Annotated in this window: 14 protein-coding genes; 8 read left to right on the forward strand and 6 right to left on the reverse strand. The window is 64.9% G+C overall.

What is annotated here, in order from left to right; all coding sequences use genetic code 11:
- Nucleotides 1-101: 101 nt before the first annotated feature.
- The gene (locus NCS02_RS04845) at nucleotides 102-692 is read right to left on the reverse strand and encodes an META domain-containing protein (protein ID WP_244807847.1); all 591 of its coding nucleotides are present in this window, start codon (nucleotides 690-692) and stop codon (nucleotides 102-104) included.
- A 257-nt stretch (nucleotides 693-949) separates the two neighbouring features.
- On the opposite strand from NCS02_RS04845, the gene purT reads away from it, so the two are divergent.
- Genes purT through NCS02_RS04860 form a run of 3 tightly spaced genes read left to right on the forward strand, consistent with a single transcriptional unit; the run spans nucleotide 950 to nucleotide 2,776 of the window.
- A complete protein-coding gene (gene purT, locus NCS02_RS04850; protein ID WP_008350653.1) occupies nucleotides 950-2,182 on the forward strand; it encodes a formate-dependent phosphoribosylglycinamide formyltransferase in 1,233 nt (410 codons plus the stop codon).
- A 44-nt stretch (nucleotides 2,183-2,226) separates the two neighbouring features.
- A complete protein-coding gene (locus NCS02_RS04855) occupies nucleotides 2,227-2,382 on the forward strand; it encodes a DUF6726 family protein (RefSeq protein ID WP_308196654.1) in 156 nt (51 codons plus the stop codon).
- Nucleotides 2,383-2,419: 37 nt separating this feature from the next.
- The gene (locus NCS02_RS04860) at nucleotides 2,420-2,776 is read left to right on the forward strand and encodes an MliC family protein (RefSeq protein WP_244807848.1); all 357 of its coding nucleotides are present in this window, start codon (nucleotides 2,420-2,422) and stop codon (nucleotides 2,774-2,776) included.
- A 64-nt stretch (nucleotides 2,777-2,840) separates the two neighbouring features.
- On the opposite strand, the gene NCS02_RS04865 is transcribed toward NCS02_RS04860, so the two are convergent.
- Entirely contained in the window at nucleotides 2,841-3,242 is a 402-nt protein-coding gene (locus NCS02_RS04865) for a hypothetical protein (protein ID WP_244807849.1), read from the reverse strand.
- Here NCS02_RS04865 and NCS02_RS04870 point away from each other — a divergent pair.
- Entirely contained in the window at nucleotides 3,241-4,722 is a 1,482-nt protein-coding gene (locus tag NCS02_RS04870; protein WP_034471240.1) for a DEAD/DEAH box helicase, read from the forward strand. The two genes, NCS02_RS04865 and NCS02_RS04870, sit on opposite strands and share 2 nt — an antisense overlap.
- 55 nt (nucleotides 4,723-4,777) lie before the next feature.
- Here NCS02_RS04870 and gluQRS read toward each other — a convergent pair whose 3' ends face one another.
- The gene (gene gluQRS / locus NCS02_RS04875; protein WP_244807850.1) at nucleotides 4,778-5,647 is read right to left on the reverse strand and encodes a tRNA glutamyl-Q(34) synthetase GluQRS; all 870 of its coding nucleotides are present in this window, start codon (nucleotides 5,645-5,647) and stop codon (nucleotides 4,778-4,780) included.
- Nucleotides 5,647-6,510, reverse strand: coding sequence for a sulfurtransferase (locus tag NCS02_RS04880; RefSeq protein ID WP_244807851.1), 864 nt, complete (start codon nucleotides 6,508-6,510; stop codon nucleotides 5,647-5,649). Before NCS02_RS04880 ends, gluQRS begins: the two co-directional genes overlap by 1 nt.
- Before the next feature lie 210 nt (nucleotides 6,511-6,720).
- On the opposite strand from NCS02_RS04880, the gene dnaE reads away from it, so the two are divergent.
- On the forward strand, nucleotides 6,721-10,248 hold the full coding sequence (gene dnaE, locus NCS02_RS04885) for a DNA polymerase III subunit alpha (RefSeq protein WP_033536668.1): 3,528 nt from the start codon (nucleotides 6,721-6,723) through the stop codon (nucleotides 10,246-10,248).
- Nucleotides 10,248-11,312, forward strand: a complete 1,065-nt coding sequence (locus NCS02_RS04890; protein ID WP_250434306.1) for a glycosyltransferase family 4 protein — start codon at nucleotides 10,248-10,250, stop codon at nucleotides 11,310-11,312. Before dnaE ends, NCS02_RS04890 begins: the two co-directional genes overlap by 1 nt.
- Nucleotides 11,313-11,317: 5 nt before the next feature.
- Here NCS02_RS04890 and NCS02_RS04895 read toward each other — a convergent pair whose 3' ends face one another.
- Together NCS02_RS04895 and NCS02_RS04900 are read right to left on the reverse strand one after the other, a co-directional pair.
- On the reverse strand, nucleotides 11,318-12,079 hold the full coding sequence (locus tag NCS02_RS04895; RefSeq protein WP_008350638.1) for a glycosyltransferase family 2 protein: 762 nt from the start codon (nucleotides 12,077-12,079) through the stop codon (nucleotides 11,318-11,320).
- Between the two features lie 58 nt (nucleotides 12,080-12,137).
- Nucleotides 12,138-13,133, reverse strand: a complete 996-nt coding sequence (locus NCS02_RS04900) for a glycosyltransferase family 2 protein (RefSeq protein WP_250519343.1) — start codon at nucleotides 13,131-13,133, stop codon at nucleotides 12,138-12,140.
- A 158-nt stretch (nucleotides 13,134-13,291) separates the two neighbouring features.
- On the opposite strand from NCS02_RS04900, the gene NCS02_RS04905 reads away from it, so the two are divergent.
- Together NCS02_RS04905 and msbA are read left to right on the forward strand one after the other, a co-directional pair.
- Nucleotides 13,292-14,569: an O-antigen ligase family protein gene (locus NCS02_RS04905; RefSeq protein WP_034471231.1), complete on the forward strand. Its 1,278-nt coding sequence runs from the start codon at nucleotides 13,292-13,294 to the stop codon at nucleotides 14,567-14,569.
- A gap of 142 nt (nucleotides 14,570-14,711) precedes the next feature.
- On the forward strand, nucleotides 14,712-16,439 hold the full coding sequence (gene msbA / locus NCS02_RS04910; RefSeq protein WP_372492573.1) for a lipid A export permease/ATP-binding protein MsbA: 1,728 nt from the start codon (nucleotides 14,712-14,714) through the stop codon (nucleotides 16,437-16,439).
- Nucleotides 16,440-16,446: the final 7 nt, after the last annotated feature.

Genomic DNA, 16,446 nt, shown 5'->3' on the forward strand with positions numbered 1-16,446 from the left:
TGCCCGGGCGCAACGAGATCGCCGGTCGGCCGGGCTGTTCGATCGAGCAGTTTAACGGCTGGCGCACGCGCACGACGTTCCTGCCGCGAGTACGCAACACATCATTTCCCACGTGGCGCGAAGGTGAGCACCTGACCGTCGTCGAGCGTCAGTTGCAGCGCTTGCGGCGGATTCATCTGCACGCCGCTCTTCGCGACGTGTGCGAGCGCGTCGAGATACGGTCGCTCGAGCGCCGCGCCCGCGCCGGACACGCACGCCATGCGCGTGCCGGCGAGCGGACCGAACGTGAGCTTGCCGTTCTTCAGCTCGTAGGCGCCCGTAAAGCGGTTGCAGCCCGAGAAGCCGCTCGCCTGACGGCGTCCGTTCGCGGTCGAGAAATCGAGCGTGAGCGGCTGCGCGTTGTTCTCGCCCGCGTGCGGGACGGCGCGCGGCTGGCCGCTGGCATCGGTCCAGCTCGTGAGCGCCCAATGCGTATCGTCGAGCAGTTGCGTGGCGGCAGGATTATAGGGATCGGTGGGCGGGGCGCTTGCATCGGTGTGCTTCGGCATCGCGCAGCCGGCGACGACGCTCGCCGCGACCACGAGCGCGCACGTGCGGGAGACCAGCGCGAGCGCCTTCTTGCGGCGCCACAGTGGATTTGACGATGAGCGCGGCGAGGTAAGCGCGGACGCGCGAGGGAAGTGCGTGGGCATCGATGATCCTGAAGCTGGCGAAAGCGTAAGGGTATCGCACGCGTCCTGTGATTTGTCCAGCGCCGCGATGCAACAAAATGCCTGGCTGCGCTTTCGGGAGCTTGCCATCGATCGGAAACGCGCCGGGAATTCCGACGCGCATTCGCCTGTCAATAGGCCGAACGGCAAAGTGTCGCCGCTGGTGCTGCGTGTTAACATCGCGCCCAATTCAGCCGCTTTGCGCCTCGTTGACCTCACCACCCGATTCTGGAGCACTCATGCAGACCGATCCACGCCGCACCGGCGCCACGCGCCTCGGCACGCCGCTTTCTCCCAATGCCACGCGCGTGATGCTGCTCGGCGCGGGCGAACTCGGCAAGGAAGTGATCATCGCATTGCAGCGGCTGGGCGTCGAAGTGATCGCGGTGGACCGGTACGCGAACGCGCCGGGGCATCAGGTCGCGCATCGCGCGCACGTGATCGACATGACCGACGCCGCCGCGCTGCGCGCGCTCGTCGAGAAGGAGCAGCCGCATCTGATCGTGCCGGAGATCGAGGCGATCGCGACCGAAGCGCTCGCCGATATCGAATCGGCCGGGCTCGCAACCGTCATCCCGACGGCGCGCGCCACGCAGCTCACGATGAATCGCGAAGGCATCCGGCGGCTCGCGGCCGAAGAACTGGGCTTGCCGACTTCGCCGTACGCGTTCGCGCAATCGCTCGACGAGATGAAGGCGGCGATCGCGAAGATCGGCTTTCCGTGCGTCGTGAAGCCGGTGATGTCGTCGTCGGGGAAAGGCCAGTCGGTGCTCAAAAGCGACGCCGACGTCGAACCCGCGTGGAACTACGCGATGGCGGGCGGGCGCGTGAATCACGGGCGCGTGATCGTCGAGGGCTTCATCGACTTCGAATACGAGATCACGCAGCTCACCGTGCGCGCGGCGGACCCCGCGAGCGGCGAGACGCAAACTTACTTCTGCGATCCGATCGGTCACGTTCAGGTCGCGGGCGATTACGTCGAGTCGTGGCAGCCGCAGGCGATGAGTCCGGCCGCGCTCGCCAAATCGCGCGATGTCGCCGCGAAGGTCGTGACCGCGCTCGGCGGGCGCGGACTCTTCGGCGTCGAACTCTTCGTGCGCGGCGACGACGTCTGGTTCTCGGAAGTGAGCCCGCGCCCGCACGACACCGGCCTCGTCACGCTCGCGACGCAACGTTTCTCCGAGTTCGAACTGCACGCGCGCGCGATCCTCGGCTTGCCCGTCGATACCGCTTTGCGCGCGCCCGGCGCGTCGGCGGTGATCTACGGCGGGCTGGACGAAGCGGGCATCGCGTTCGAGGGCGTCGCCGAAGCGCTCGCCGTGCCCGGTGCGGATCTGCGGCTTTTCGGCAAGCCGGAAAGTTTCGTGAAGCGCCGCATGGGCGTCGCGCTTGCAACGGGCGCCGACACCGGCGAAGCGCGCGAACGCGCGAAACTCGCAGCGTCGAAGGTGAGGCCGGTTTCGGCCAGATGACCGGCGCGCGCGCCGGCGGGAGCGAGCAAGTGAAATGGAAACCGATGTCCGCGCTCGTCGTGGTCTGCGTGGCGCTTTCGGGCTGCGGACTTGCGGCGGCGCCGTGCCGGATCGCGTCGGCGGGACTGAAAATCGTGCCGGTGGTCGGGCATGTCGCTGCCGCGCCGACCGACGCATGCGCGGAAGTCATCGACCCTTGAGCGCTGCCTCGCGCACCAAACACAAGTGAATCGAACGATGAAAAAACCGATTGCGATCATGCTCGCGTTGCTCGGCGCCCAGGCGGCGCTCGCCATGCCGCTCACCGTGCCGCAGATCCAGACCGCGTCGACGCAGACCACGCGCTACGACTGCAAGGACGGCAAAAGCGTGTCCGTTCAATACACGAACACGCGCAACCATCAGAGCTTCGCGGCGTTGACCGTCGACGGACGTAAGCTCCTGTTCGTCAACGTGATCGCGGGATCGGGCGCGAAATACGTCGCCGATCAATATACGTGGTGGACCAAGGGCCCGGAGGCGAATCTCTACGATGAGATGGCCGCGAAAGATTCGCCGCCGCTGCTCGCCGATTGCGGGGCGCGCAAGAAATAGGCGCGCCGCTTGCTGTACGCTCCGGGTGCGCTCTCGCGCCGCCGGAGCGCTTCGGCGCGCGGTGCTACAATGTGCGGCTTTCCGGCTGTAAAAATCGCGGCCGGATCGGGTCCAGAATTTCCGGCATCGCCGTTCGATGCCGCTTGAGCGGGCACTGGGCGTCGAGCGCCCGGCCGCTTTGGAAGACAGATCGCGCGATGCCGCGTGCCTTGAAGGCGTCATCGAAGCCGTGTTCCATCGGAACGCCGGCACGCGGATCGAAACAGAGCAATGAGCGGGGCGTGATGCTCGATTGACCGGCCGCCCCGTCCAGCGCGCGCACCTTGCGCTTGACCGACGCGCCGCGTGCACCAACGAAACCATCCGCGTAAGCAACCGATCGCGACGATCGACCGAAACAACCGACCGAGTTTTTTACGCGCGCCGCATCGTGCGGCATTTTAGCGAAAGCCAATATAGTCACCATGTCCGATTCCGTCGCCACGAACACGTCCACCGCACCGGCCGCAGCGCCGACGTTCGACCAGTTCGGTTTGTCCGCCGACATCCTGAAAGCGGTGCGCGAGTCCGGCTACACGACGCCCACGCCGATTCAGGCGCAGGCCATTCCCGTCGTCCTCGCGGGCCGCGACGTCATGGGCGCCGCGCAGACCGGCACCGGCAAGACCGCGAGTTTCTCGCTGCCCATCATCCAGCGGCTCTTGCCGAGCGCGAACACGAGCGCCTCGCCCGCGCGTCATCCGGTGCGCGCGCTGATGCTCACGCCGACGCGCGAGCTCGCTGACCAGGTCGCCGCCAACGTGCAGACGTACTCGAAGCACACGCCGCTGCGCAGCACGGTCGTGTTCGGCGGCGTCGACATGAATCCGCAGTCCGACGCGTTGCGCCGTGGCGTCGAGATCCTGATCGCGACGCCGGGCCGTCTGCTCGATCACGTTCAGCAGAAGACGGTGAATCTCGGTCAGGTTCAGATGCTCGTGCTCGACGAAGCCGATCGCATGCTGGACATGGGCTTTCTGCCCGATCTCCAGCGCATCCTGAATCTGCTGCCGAAGGAACGTCAGACGCTGCTGTTCTCGGCGACGTTCTCGCCGGAAATCAAGAAGCTCGCGTCCACGTATCTGCGCAATCCGCAGACGATCGAAGTCGCGCGCAGCAATTCGACGAATGCGAACGTGCGCCAGATCGTCTACGAAGTGCACGAGAGCGACAAATCCGGCGCGGTCGCGCAGCTCATCCGCGAGCGCGAACTGAAGCAGGTGATCGTTTTCTGCAATAGCAAGATCGGCGCGAGCCGCCTCGCGCGCGTGCTGGAGAAGGACGGCATCGTCGCGACGGCGATCCACGGCGACCGCTCGCAAAGCGAACGCATGCAGGCGCTCGATGCGTTCAAGCGCGGCGAGATCGAGGCGCTCGTCGCCACCGACGTCGCCGCGCGCGGTCTCGATATCGCCGAATTGCCGGCGGTCATCAACTTCGATCTGCCGTTCAACGCGGAAGATTACGTGCACCGCATCGGCCGGACCGGGCGCGCGGGCGCATCGGGCGATGCGCTGTCGCTGTGCAGCGCGAACGAGCGCAAGCAGCTCGCCGACATCGAGAAGCTGATCAAGCGTCCGCTCCAGGTCGAGCCGCTCGAAGTGACGATTCGCGCGCGCCGCGACGCATCGGCGCCGCGTCGTGACGAGCGATTCGGTCGACCGGAGCGCACGGAGCATCGGCATTCGCCGCGCGACGAGTCGGGTCCGCGCCGCCGCACGACGGGCACGCACGATCGCCCGCGCGGCCGTCAGCAGCCCATCGACGAATTTTTCCTAAAGCCGTACGAGCCGTCGCCCTCGGCGATGAAGCGTCAGGAAGAAACGGTCGAGCCCGAGCGCAAGAGCGCGCCGAAGCAGCCGCTCGCGGCGTTGCTCGGCGGTCTGGGCATGCCGCGCAAGTCGTGATTTTCGTTGCGCTTCGAATCGAAAAAGGCGGCCCGCGCGGCTGCCTTTTTTGCGTCTACCGCGCGAAACGCTTCGCCCATTCCGCCGTTGCGGCGCTGTAGAACGTTTCCAGCGATGCGGCCGGCGCTTCGATGCCCAGATGCCGCGCCGCTTCGACGAGCGCATCGAGCGGCGCGTTGCGATCGAGCGGCGCCGCGCCCGTCTGCTTGCTCAGCTTTTCGCCGATGCCGTTGTTGACCACAGGCACATGCAGGTATTCCGGCGTCGGCACGCCAAGGCACTGCTGCAAGTAGATTTGCCGCGCGGTCGAATCGAGCAGGTCGGCGCCGCGCACGACGTGGGTGATGCCGGCATCGGCATCGTCGACGACGACCGCGAGCTGATAGGCCCACAGTCCATCGGCGCGTTTCAGCGCGAAATCGCCGACTTCGGTCGCGAGATCCTGCGTCTGCGCGCCTTGCCAGCGGTCGACGAACCTGACGACTGCCGCGTCGCCGTCCGGCACGCGCAGCCGCCACGCGCGCGCGGGCTTGCCGTGCAGGCCGGTGCGGCACGTTCCCGGATAGGCGAGCGTCGCATGGCGCGCGTGGGCGTTCACCAGCGAGTCGGCGATTTCGCGGCGCGTGCAACCACACGGATAGATGAGACCCGTCGCCTGAAGACGCTCGAACGCGGCGCGATACGCGTCGCCGCGCGCGCTCTGCCAGACGGGCGGCTCGTCCGAGTGCATGCCGAAGTGTTCGAGCGTCGCGAGGATTTCATCGGCGGCGCCGGGAACCGTGCGCGGTGCGTCGACATCTTCGACGCGCACGATCCAGCGTCCGCCGTGCGCGCGCGCATCGAGAAAACTCGCGAGCGCGCTGACGAGCGAGCCCGCATGCAGCGGGCCGGTGGGTGAGGGCGCAAATCGTCCTCGATAAGTCATTACGCGGCGGCGCCGACCTTCGCGTCGGGATGGCAAGCCGGGCACGCCTCGCCCGGCTTGTAGAACGGCGACTGCTGATCTTCGACCGACACCACCGCGCGGCAGCCGAAACATTGTGCGGTTGCGGTCGGCTGCAGGTTCGGATCGAGCGCCGTGCGGTAATCGAACACGAAGCACTCGCCGTTGTAGTGCGCGCCGCCGACTTCCTCGAAATACTTCAGAATGCCGCCTTCAAGCTGATAAACATGCTCGATGCCCACTTCCTTCATGTGAATCGCGGCTTTCTCGCAGCGAATCCCGCCGGTGCAGAACGACACGACCGTCTTGCCGTCCAGATCCGCCCGATTCTGCTCGATCACTTCAGGAAACTCGCTGAACTTCGTGATGCGGTAGTCGAGCGCGTTGTCGAACGTGCCGACATCGACCTCGAATGCGTTGCGCGTGTCGAGCATCACGACAGGACGGCCTTCGTCGTCGTGGCCGCGGTCGAGCCAGGCTTTGAGCGTGGGCGCGTCGACGGACGGCGCGCGGCCGAGTTCCGGCCTGATCGCGGGCTTCTTCATCGTGATGATTTCGCGCTTGAGCTTCACCAGCATGCGGCGAAACGGCTGCTTCGCGGAAAGGCTTTCCTTGAATTGCAGATCGGCGAAGCGGCCGCCGAAGAGCGCGTCCGTGCGGATGTAGTCGATGAACTCGCGGACCTCGGCGACCGGCCCAGCGATGAACAGATTGATGCCCTCCGGCGCCAGCAGAATCGTGCCCTTCAGACCGAGCGCGTTGCAGCGTTCGGTGACGAGCGGCCGCCACGCGGGGCCGTCTTCGATGGTGACGAATTTATAGGCGGAGAGATTCAGGATGCTCATGATCGGATGACGCGCAAAACGGCTGTGACGGGTAAAAAGTGCGGGCGAAAATCGCGCGCAAAACACGTATTATCCCGCAAACGGCCCGCATCTTTGCCGGATTCCCGCTGACGCGTCGCGAAGCCTTGCGCACGCGCAATTCCGGGCGCGGCGCGGGCCTTATCCGTTCGGCTAACGCGCCCTTCGGCGCCGGTTCAGCCGATGGCCCGCATGTACAATACCGCCATGTCAGATCCCCGCTTCGTTCATCTCCGCGTCCACTCCGAATTCTCGATCGCCGACGGCATCGTGCGGCTGGACGACGTCGTCAAGGCTGCCGCAAAAGACGGGCAAGGCGCGCTCGCGCTGACCGATCTCGGCAACGCATTCGGTCTCGTGCGCTTCTATAAGGAAGCGCGCGGCATGGGCGTGAAGCCCATCGCCGGTTGCGACGTCTGGATTACCAATCCCGCCGATCGCGACAAGCCTTCGCGCCTCCTGTTACTCGTTCGCGACAAACAGGGCTACCTCAACCTGTGCGAGCTGTTGAGCCGCGCGTGGCTCACGAACCAGTATCGCGGCCGCGCCGAGGTGATGGTCGAATGGCTCGAAGAAGGGCTCGCAACGGGACTGCTCGCGCTTTCGGGCGCGCAGGGCGGAGATATCGGCATGGCGCTCGCGGCGGGCAACGTGCAATCCGCGCAACGCAACGCCGAGCGCTGGACGAAGCTCTTTCCGAACGCGTTCTACATCGAACTGCAGCGCGCCGGTCAGCCGGGCGAGCAGGCTTACGTGCAGGAAGCGGTCAAGCTCGCGGCGAAGCTGAAGCTGCCGGTCGTCGCGACGCATCCGATGCAGTTCATGACGCCCGACGACTTCACCGCGCACGAAGCGCGCGTGTGCATTTCCGAAGGCGATATCCTCGCGAATCCGCGTCGGCAGAAGCGCTTCACGCAGGACCAGTATTTCCGCACGCAGGACGAGATGTGCGCGCTTTTCGCGGACATTCCGTCGGCGCTCGCGAACACTGTCGAGATCGCGAAGCGCTGCAATCTGACGCTCGAACTCGGCAAGCCGAAGCTGCCGCTGTTCCCGACGCCCGACGGCATGTCGCTCGACGACTACCTCGTGCAGTTGTCGAAGGAAGGCCTCGAAGTCCGTCTGCAACAGCTTTATCCCGATGAAGCCGAACGCAGCGCGCAGCGCGAAACGTACTACGCGCGCCTCGATTTCGAATGCGGCACGATCATCAAGATGGGCTTTCCGGGCTACTTCCTGATCGTCGCCGACTTCATCATGTGGGCGAAGAACAATGGCGTGCCGGTCGGTCCGGGGCGGGGCTCGGGCGCGGGTTCGCTCGTCGCGTACGCGCTCGGCATCACCGATCTCGATCCGCTGCGCTACAACCTGCTGTTCGAGCGCTTCCTGAACCCGGAACGCGTGTCGATGCCCGACTTCGACATCGACTTCTGTCAGGAAGGGCGCGACCGCGTCATTCAGTACGTGAAGGGCAAGTACGGCGCGGATGCCGTGTCGCAGATCGCGACCTTCGGCACGATGGCGGCGAAGGCGGCGGTGCGCGACATCGGCCGCGTGCTCGATCTCGGCTACATGTTCACCGACGGCGTCGCGAAGCTGATTCCGTTCAAGCCGGGCAAGCACGTGACCATCGCGGACGCGATGAAGGAAGAGCCCACGCTTCAGGAACGCTTCGATTCCGAAGACGAAGTGCATCAACTGCTCGAACTCGCGCAGCGCGTTGAAGGGTTGACGCGTAACGTCGGCATGCACGCGGGCGGCGTGCTGATCGCGCCGGGCAAGCTCACGGACTTCTGCCCGCTCTACACGCAAGGCGAAGACGGCGGCGTCGTCAGTCAGTACGACAAGGACGACGTCGAAGCCGTCGGCCTCGTGAAGTTCGACTTTTTGGGCCTCACCACGCTGACGATTCTGGACTGGGCGGAGCGCTATATTCGCCGCCTCGATCCGTCGAAGAAGGACTGGAGCCTCGCGCAGGTTCCGCTCGACGATCCGGCCTCGTTCCAGATATTGAAGAAAGCGAACACCGTCGCCGTGTTCCAGCTGGAAAGCCGCGGCATGCAGGGCATGCTGAAGGACGCGCAGCCGGACCGCTTCGAGGACATCATCGCGTTGGTGGCGTTGTATCGGCCGGGCCCGATGGACCTGATCCCGAGCTTCTGCGCGCGCAAGCACGGGCGCGAGATCGTCGAATATCCGGATCCGCGCGTCGAACCTGTTCTGAAAGAGACCTACGGCATCATGGTCTATCAGGAGCAGGTGATGCAGATGGCGCAGATCATCGGCGGCTACTCGCTCGGCGGCGCGGACTTGCTGCGTCGCGCGATGGGCAAGAAAAAGCCCGAGGAAATGGCCAAGCATCGCGAGATTTTCGCGGAAGGCGCGGCGAAGAACGGCCTCACGCGCGAGAAGGCGGACGAGACCTTCGACCTGATGGAGAAGTTCGCCGGCTACGGCTTCAACAAGTCGCACGCGGCGGCGTATGCGTTGCTCGCGTATCACACGGCGTGGCTGAAGGCGCATCATCCGGCGGAATTCATGGCCGCCAACATGTCGCTCGCCATGGACGACACGGACAAGGTCAAGATCCTGTTCGAAGACTGCCTGGCGAACGGCATGGCGGTTTTGCCGCCCGATATCAACCAGTCGGCGTATCGCTTCGAACCGGTCGCGGAAGCCGATGGCAAGCGCTCGAAAACCATTCGCTACGGCCTGGGTGCGGTGAAAGGCAGCGGCCAGAACGCAATCGAAGAGATTCTGCGTGCGCGCGAAGACGGCCCGTTCGTCGATCTGTTCGACTTCTGCGAGCGCATCGACCGTCGTGTCGTGAATCGGCGCACGGTGGAAGCGCTGATCCGCGCGGGCGCGTTCGATTCGATTCACGCGAATCGCGCGCAGTTGCTCGCCTCCGTCCCGATGGCGATGGAAGCCGCCGATCAGGCCGCCGCCAACGCAATGCAAGCCGGCCTCTTCGACATGGGCGACGCGCCGCTCGCGAAGCACGAGTACGTCGACGAAGCCGAGTGGTCCGACAAGAAGCGTCTGCAGGAAGAAAAGACCGCGCTCGGCTTCTATCTGTCGGGCCATCTGTTCGATGCCTACAAGGGTGAAGTGCGCCGCTTCGTGCGCCAGAAGATCGGCGAGCTAAAGGAAGGGCGCGACAAGCTCATCGCGGGCGTGATCTCCGCCATGCGCACGCAGATGACCCAGCGCGGCAAGATGCTGATCGTGAATCTCGACGATGGCAGCGGCCAATGCGAAGTCACCGTCTTCAACGAGCAGTTCGAAGCGAACAAGGCGCTCTTCAAGGAAGACGAGCTGCTCGTCGTGCAGGGCATGGCGCGCAACGACGCGTTCACGGGCGGCATCCGTTTCACCGTCGATACGGCGATGGACCTCGAACGCGCGCGCAGCCGCTACGCGCAGTCGGTCAAGGTCGAGATGAACGGCAACGCCGATGCCTTGCGCCTGCGCCGCGTGCTCGAAGCGCATGCGGCGGGCGCGCAGGAAGCGCCGCCGCCCATGCCCGTGAAGGAGAACGGCCGCCAGCGTCAAAGCGCGCCGATTCCGAACGGCCTGAACGTGAGCATCGTCTATCGCAGCGAGCATGCCGAAGGCGAAGTGCGCCTCGGCGACGCGTGGCGCGTGAAGCCGACCGACGATCTCATCACGGCGCTGCGCGGCGAATTCGCGGGCAGCGCGATCGAAATCGTCTACTGATGCGGATCGGCATTTCGGCGAATGCGCTCAAGCATTCCGGCGGACTCGAACGCTACGCGATGGATCTCGTGCGCGGCCTCGCCGCCGCGGGCTTCGAAGGCAAGCGCAAGCCCGCGTTTTTCGCCCGCAAGATCGACACGTCGCTGCCCGAAAGCCGATTGATCGAGCCGCATCGCATCAAGGTGTCGTTTCTGCCGGGCAAGCTGCGCGACGCGTATTTCTCGTGGGCGCTGAAGCGTGCGCGCAAGAAGGCGAAGGTCGACGTGCTCATCGGCTGCAATCGCGTGGAAGGTTCCGAGATCGCCATTTGCGGCGGCACCCATCTCGGCTTCCTGCGCGCGACCGGGCGGCGCGAGAAACCCTCGGACACGCGGCAGATCGCACTGGAGCGGCGTCAATACGCGCACGCGAACGTGGTCGTCGCGCATTCGGACATGATGAGCGACGAGTTGCGCGCGTTGTATGGCGTGGATATCCGCAAGATTCGCGTGCTTTATCCGCCCGTCGACGGCGCGCGATTTTCGCCCGTCGGTGCCGCTGCGCGTGCGCGTCTGCGCGAGCAGTTCGGCTTCGAACCGGATGAAACCGTGCTGCTGTTTCCGTCGAGCAGCCACGAGCGCAAGGGCTTGCCGCTGATCGAGAAGGCGCTCGCCGGGATGAACGTCGTGATCGCCGTCGCGGGCCGCGCGCCCGAGAAGCCGGCAGCGAACGTGCGCTATGTCGGCTACGCGAAGAACATCGAAGATGCGTATCGCGCGGCGGATTTCACCATTCTTGCGTCGAGCTACGAGCCATTCGGACTCGTCGGCATCGAATCGGTGATGTCCGGGACGCCGGTGATCTTCCCGGCGTGCATCGGCTGTTGCGACGCCATTGCAGATCACGCGAAGCACGTCTTCAAACCTGGCGACGCCGACGATCTGCGCCGCACGGTGCAGGAGGCGATCGAAGCGAGGCGCGACGCCCCGCGCGCGCTAGCCGGCGCCGTGCGCTATGACGCGAGCGTCGAGTCGCATGTGCGCGCTTTGCTTGATCTCGCGCGTGACATCGATGCGAAGCGCTGAGCCAATCAGCGCGCTTCGTTGAGATGCGCCAACTTCAGGAACCGGTAGTAGACCGTCTGCGCGTTGAATAGCGCGATCATGAAGCCGGTTTTGCCGTCCAGAAAGCCGCGGCGCAGCACATAAGTCCGCACGAACGCCCACGCGCCGCGCGACACCGCGATGCCGAAGCTGCCGCGCTTTCCGGCCGCGTGGCGTTGTTGCGCACCCGCCGTCGAGTAGGCGTCGAGCTTGCGCAATACCGCTTCGAAATCCTCGTAGGAGTAGTGCATCAGCTTGCCGGAAAGGCGCACGACGGGCTTGCCGGTCGACAGCACGAGCCGCTCGTGCACGAGATCGGGCGAGAAGCGCGCCGTGCCGCGCCGGAACAGGCGCGGAATCCAGTCGGGATACCAGCCGCTGTGCTTCACCCATGTGCCGCAGAAGCTCGACAGGCGGTCGACCGCGTAGACGTCGGCTTGCGGATCGGTGATCGCGGCGCGGATCGAAGCGGCCAGTTCGGGCGACACGATCTCGTCGGCGTCGATGGACAGCACCCAGTCGGTCGAGAGCGCGTCGAGCGCGCGGTTCTTCTGCGGGCCGAAGCCTGGCCAGTCGCGCGCCACGATCACGCGCGCGCGATGCGCCTCGGCGATGCCCACGGTCGCATCGCTGCTGCCGCCGTCGACGACGACGATTTCATCGGCGAAGGAAACGGCCTGCAGGCATTGCGCGAGCCGCGCGGCCGCGTTGTGGGTGATGATGGCGATGCCGAGGGTTGGAAATGTCATGGTGCCTTTCGAGTGGCGCTAGCGCCTTGTTGTTCTGCCGGGCGCGACGCTCGCGCGCTCATCCGCGCACATGCCACTTCACGAAGAAGAACGGGGAAAGCAGCCACGGACACGTCGCATAGACGAACATTTTGACGCGAAAGCCGAAGTCCACGTCTTTCGACGCCATGACGAGCGCGAGCTTGCGCGCGAGCGAGCGCTCGCCGAACATCGCGCTGACATAGCTTTCGCGCGCGGACTTCTTCGCGAGCAGCGCGCGCATCGGGCCGCCGACGCCCACTTTCTCGGCATCGCTCACGAGCTGGCTCGTTTCGCCCGCACCGTTGACGTTCGCCAGCTTGATGCGCGCGACGAAATCCGCGGGCGTGCGCCATTTGCGCTTTCTCGACAGTCCGCCGCGCCGGTACTGCACGAGCGGTTCATGCAGCGTATGAGCGCCGTGACTCATGATCGCGCGAAACGTCATGATCTGGTCCTCACCGTAGATGCCGGGCGCGATCGGCCCGAATTCGTTGAAGAGACGCCGCGCCCAGGCATGCGCCGCGCCGACGACGTGCGGCCGGTTCCGCGACCAGTCTTCGAAGCTGCGGTAGCCGTCGAGGTCGGTCACGCGCAGCACGCCGTGCGCATTGCCGTCGGCGTCGATATCCTGCAGGTCCGTCGCGACGAGGTCGTAGCGCCTGTCGCTCGCGAGCCAGTCGCGCATCACGCGCTCGACGCGCTCGGGGCGGGAGATATCGTCTCCCGCCGCGATGAAGAGCATTTCCCCCGATGCGCGTGCCGCGAGCGCGCTCAGATGCGCGCTGATGCCGAGATTCTTCTCGTTGCGATAGAGGCGCACGGTGTGCGGGCCGCGATAATCGCGCACGCAGCGTTCGGCGACAGAGAAGGTGCCGTCGGCGGAGGCGTCGTCGGAAATGAGGATTTCGAGCGGCGTCCAGGTTTGGGCCAGCGCGCCGCGGATGGCGTCGGCGACGGTTTCTTCCTGATTGAACGTGATGAGCAGGAGGCTGGCGAGCGGTGCGTCCGGCTCTGTTTTAGGTGTCGCTGGCATTTCGGATTCACAACGCATGGAATGACCGGCATGCCTTCCCGGCGCGAGTCAGGCGTTCCGTGAGCGAAGAGCGTGCCAGGCGGCAACGGCTATAATATCGCGGGTTTTCGGGGCGCGCGACCGGAACGGCCGGTCGAACCCATGTCAGGTTCATCGATTTGGAAAAAATTCTGCGTTATGTCATCGCCGGCATGGTTTTGCTGGCGCCCGCGACCACACTGATCGTGCGCGGTGGAACCGGTTACTGCTTTTTCCTGTTGCTCGCTATTGCGCTCTTTGCCGGATTCAGCAAGCCGTTTCGGCTGAAGGGCGGTCTGCTCGTCACCGCTTATCCGTGGTACACCGCAGCCATGCTGTGCTTCATGGTTTATCTGCCGCTGCAACAGGCGATCGAAGGCTACTATCTGCCGCGTGAATTCGACGGCCTTTCGCGTCTGGCGCTGAGCCTGCCTATTTTTCTGCTGCTCGTGAATCTCCCGGTCCGCTACCTGAAGGCGCTCGGCTGGGGTTGCGCGCTGGGCGCGATCGGCGCGGGCCTCTGGGCCGTCGACAGCAACCTGCACATGACGATCAACGATCTCAATCGTCTCGGCAACGACTATACGAATCCGATTCCCTACGGCAATACGGCGCTCCTGCTCGGCTTTCTCTCAGTGATGACGATGCGCTGGGACGACTACCCCAACGTGCTCGTAAAACGCGTCGGTATTGCGATCAAGCTTCTGGGGCTCGCGGGCGGCGTGTATGCATCCTACTTGTCCGGCACGCGCGGCGGATGGCTCGCGATCCCGCTGTTCCTCGTGCTGTGCTCGCTCAATTTCGGCTGGATCAGGCGGCGGCGACATTGGCTCGCCGCGTTGCTGGTCGCGATCGTGGCGATGTCCGCCTTGCTCGCGTCGCCGCTCGGCCGCGAACGCGTGATGGCGACGCGCTCGGATCTCGTGATGCTTTCGGAAGGCTCGGGCGCCTACAGTTCCATCGGTGCACGTTTGCAGCTCTGGCGCGCGTCGATCCATCTGTTCGAGGCGCATCCGCTGCTGGGCGTCGGTAAGGGGCATCTGGAGGCGTCGCTGAAAGAGATGGCGAACAAGGGCGAAGTTCCGGGCTTCATCGTCAATCAGCGCGCGCATAGCGAGTTCTTTTCGACGATATCCGAACTCGGCGCGGTGGGCGTCGTCTGTCTGGCCTTGCTCTACTTCGGGCCGCTTCTGTATTTCGTGCGCTATCGGAAATCGCCGCAACGGGACGTTTCGACGGCCGCCTATTGCGGGATCGCGGTGTCGGGGTCGGTTATCATCTTCGGTTTGAGCATCGACGTGTTCACGGTGGTGATGAGCACGGCGCTCATCGCGCTTTTCTGGGCCGTGCTGCTCGCGGTCATCACACACGACACGCGCCAGCCGCAAGGCAACCCGGGCCGCGGTCCGATCGGCTGATCGGCGAGCCGTCCTGGCTGATGACGAAACCAACAAACCTTGCGCGACAAGCGATTCCGGCGCCGTGCGAAGTGGAGATACGCTCTTGAACAACCAGGCAAGTTTGCGCAAACCGATCGGCGGCGAGGAAAGCAGCTCGCCCATGGCCGTCATGAAACGGCTATGGCCGTATATCCGTCCGCTGCTCGGCATGGTGATGCTAGGCCTGCTGACGATGGGCATCGTCGCCGCGACCGAGGCCGGCATTCCGATGTTGCTCAAGCCGCTGCTCGACCATGGTTTCGGCTCGAAGAGCAGCGATCATGCGAAATGGCTCGTGCCCGCAGCGGTCATCGGCCTTGCGCTGGTGCGCGGCGGGGCACAATACGCATCGGGCTATTTTCTCTCCTACGTGACGAACAAGATCCTGCTGCAACTGCGGCTCGAAATGTTCCAGCGCATGATCCATACGAGCGCGGGCTTCTTTCAGCGCGAAACCGCGAGCACGGTCATCAACGCGATCGTCTTCGAGGTCAATCAGATTCTGAGCGTGCTGCAGAGCGTGGTCGTGACGCTCGTGCGCGATTCGCTCACGGTCGTGTTCCTGCTCGGCTATCTGTTCATCCTCAACTGGCGGCTCACGCTGATCGTCGCGGTGATCCTGCCGGCGATCGGCTGGCTCGTCAGCAAGATCAACCGCCGGCTGCGGCGCCTGAATCGCGAGCATCAGTCGTTGACGAACGATCTGTCGTATATCGTCGAGGAGACGGTCGGCGGCTACAAAGTCGTCAAGGTGCACAACGGCGAGCCGTACGAAATCGACCGCTTCACGGAGATGAGCCAGCGGTTGCGCGGCTACTCGATGCGCATGCAAGTCTCGGGTGGTCTCGCGCAGCCGCTTACGCAGTTTCTCGCATCGATCGCGCTCGCCATCGTCATCACGATCGCGGTCGTACAATCGGCCAACGATCAGACGACGGTCGGCGGCTTCGTCGCGTTCGTCACGTCGATGCTGCTCGTGATCTCGCCGCTCAAGCATCTGATCGACATCAATCAGCCCTTGCAGCGCGGCATGACGGCGGCCGAGCTGATCTTCGGCCTGATCGACGAGCCGGCCGAGCCCGCTGGCGGCGGCCGGCGTCTCGAACGCGCGCGCGGCGAAGTCGAATTCCGCGACGTGTCGTTCAGCTATGGCTCGGTCGACCGGCCGACGCTCGATCGCGTGTCGTTCAAGGTCGCGCCGGGCGAGATGGTCGCGCTCGCGGGCCCCTCTGGTAGCGGCAAGACGACGCTCGTGAATCTACTGCCGCGCTTCTTCGATCCGCGCGCCGGCCAGTTGCTCGTCGATGGCGTGCCCATCAGCGAGTACAACCTGCACGACCTGCGCGGCCAGCTCGCGATGGTCAGCCAGGACGTCGTGCTCTTCAACGATACGATCGCCGCGAATGTCGCGTACGGGCAGACGCCGGACCCCGAACGCGTGATGTCGGCGCTGACGGCGGCGAATCTCGCGGATGTCGTCGCGTCCTTGCCGGACGGGATCAACACGCTCGTCGGCGGCAACGGCATGCGTCTGTCGGGCGGGCAGCGCCAGCGTCTCGCGATCGCGCGCGCGATCTACAAGGACGCGCCGATCCTGATTCTCGACGAGGCGACCTCGGCGCTGGACTCGGAATCGGAGCGGCACGTGCAGTCGGCGCTCGAGACGCTGATGAAAGGACGCACGACGCTCGTCATCGCGCACCGGCTCTCGACGATCGAGCGCGCCGACCGCATCCTCGTGATGGAAGCGGGGAAGATCGCGGAGCAGGGCAGTCATGCGGAGTTGCTGCGCAAGGACGGCTTGTACGCGCATCTGCATCGGATTCAGTATCAGCAGCAGGCGGCGTGAGGCAGTC

The sequence above is a fragment of the Caballeronia sp. NCF2 genome (genome assembly GCF_023631205.1).
Lineage (GTDB): Bacteria > Pseudomonadota > Gammaproteobacteria > Burkholderiales > Burkholderiaceae > Caballeronia > Caballeronia zhejiangensis.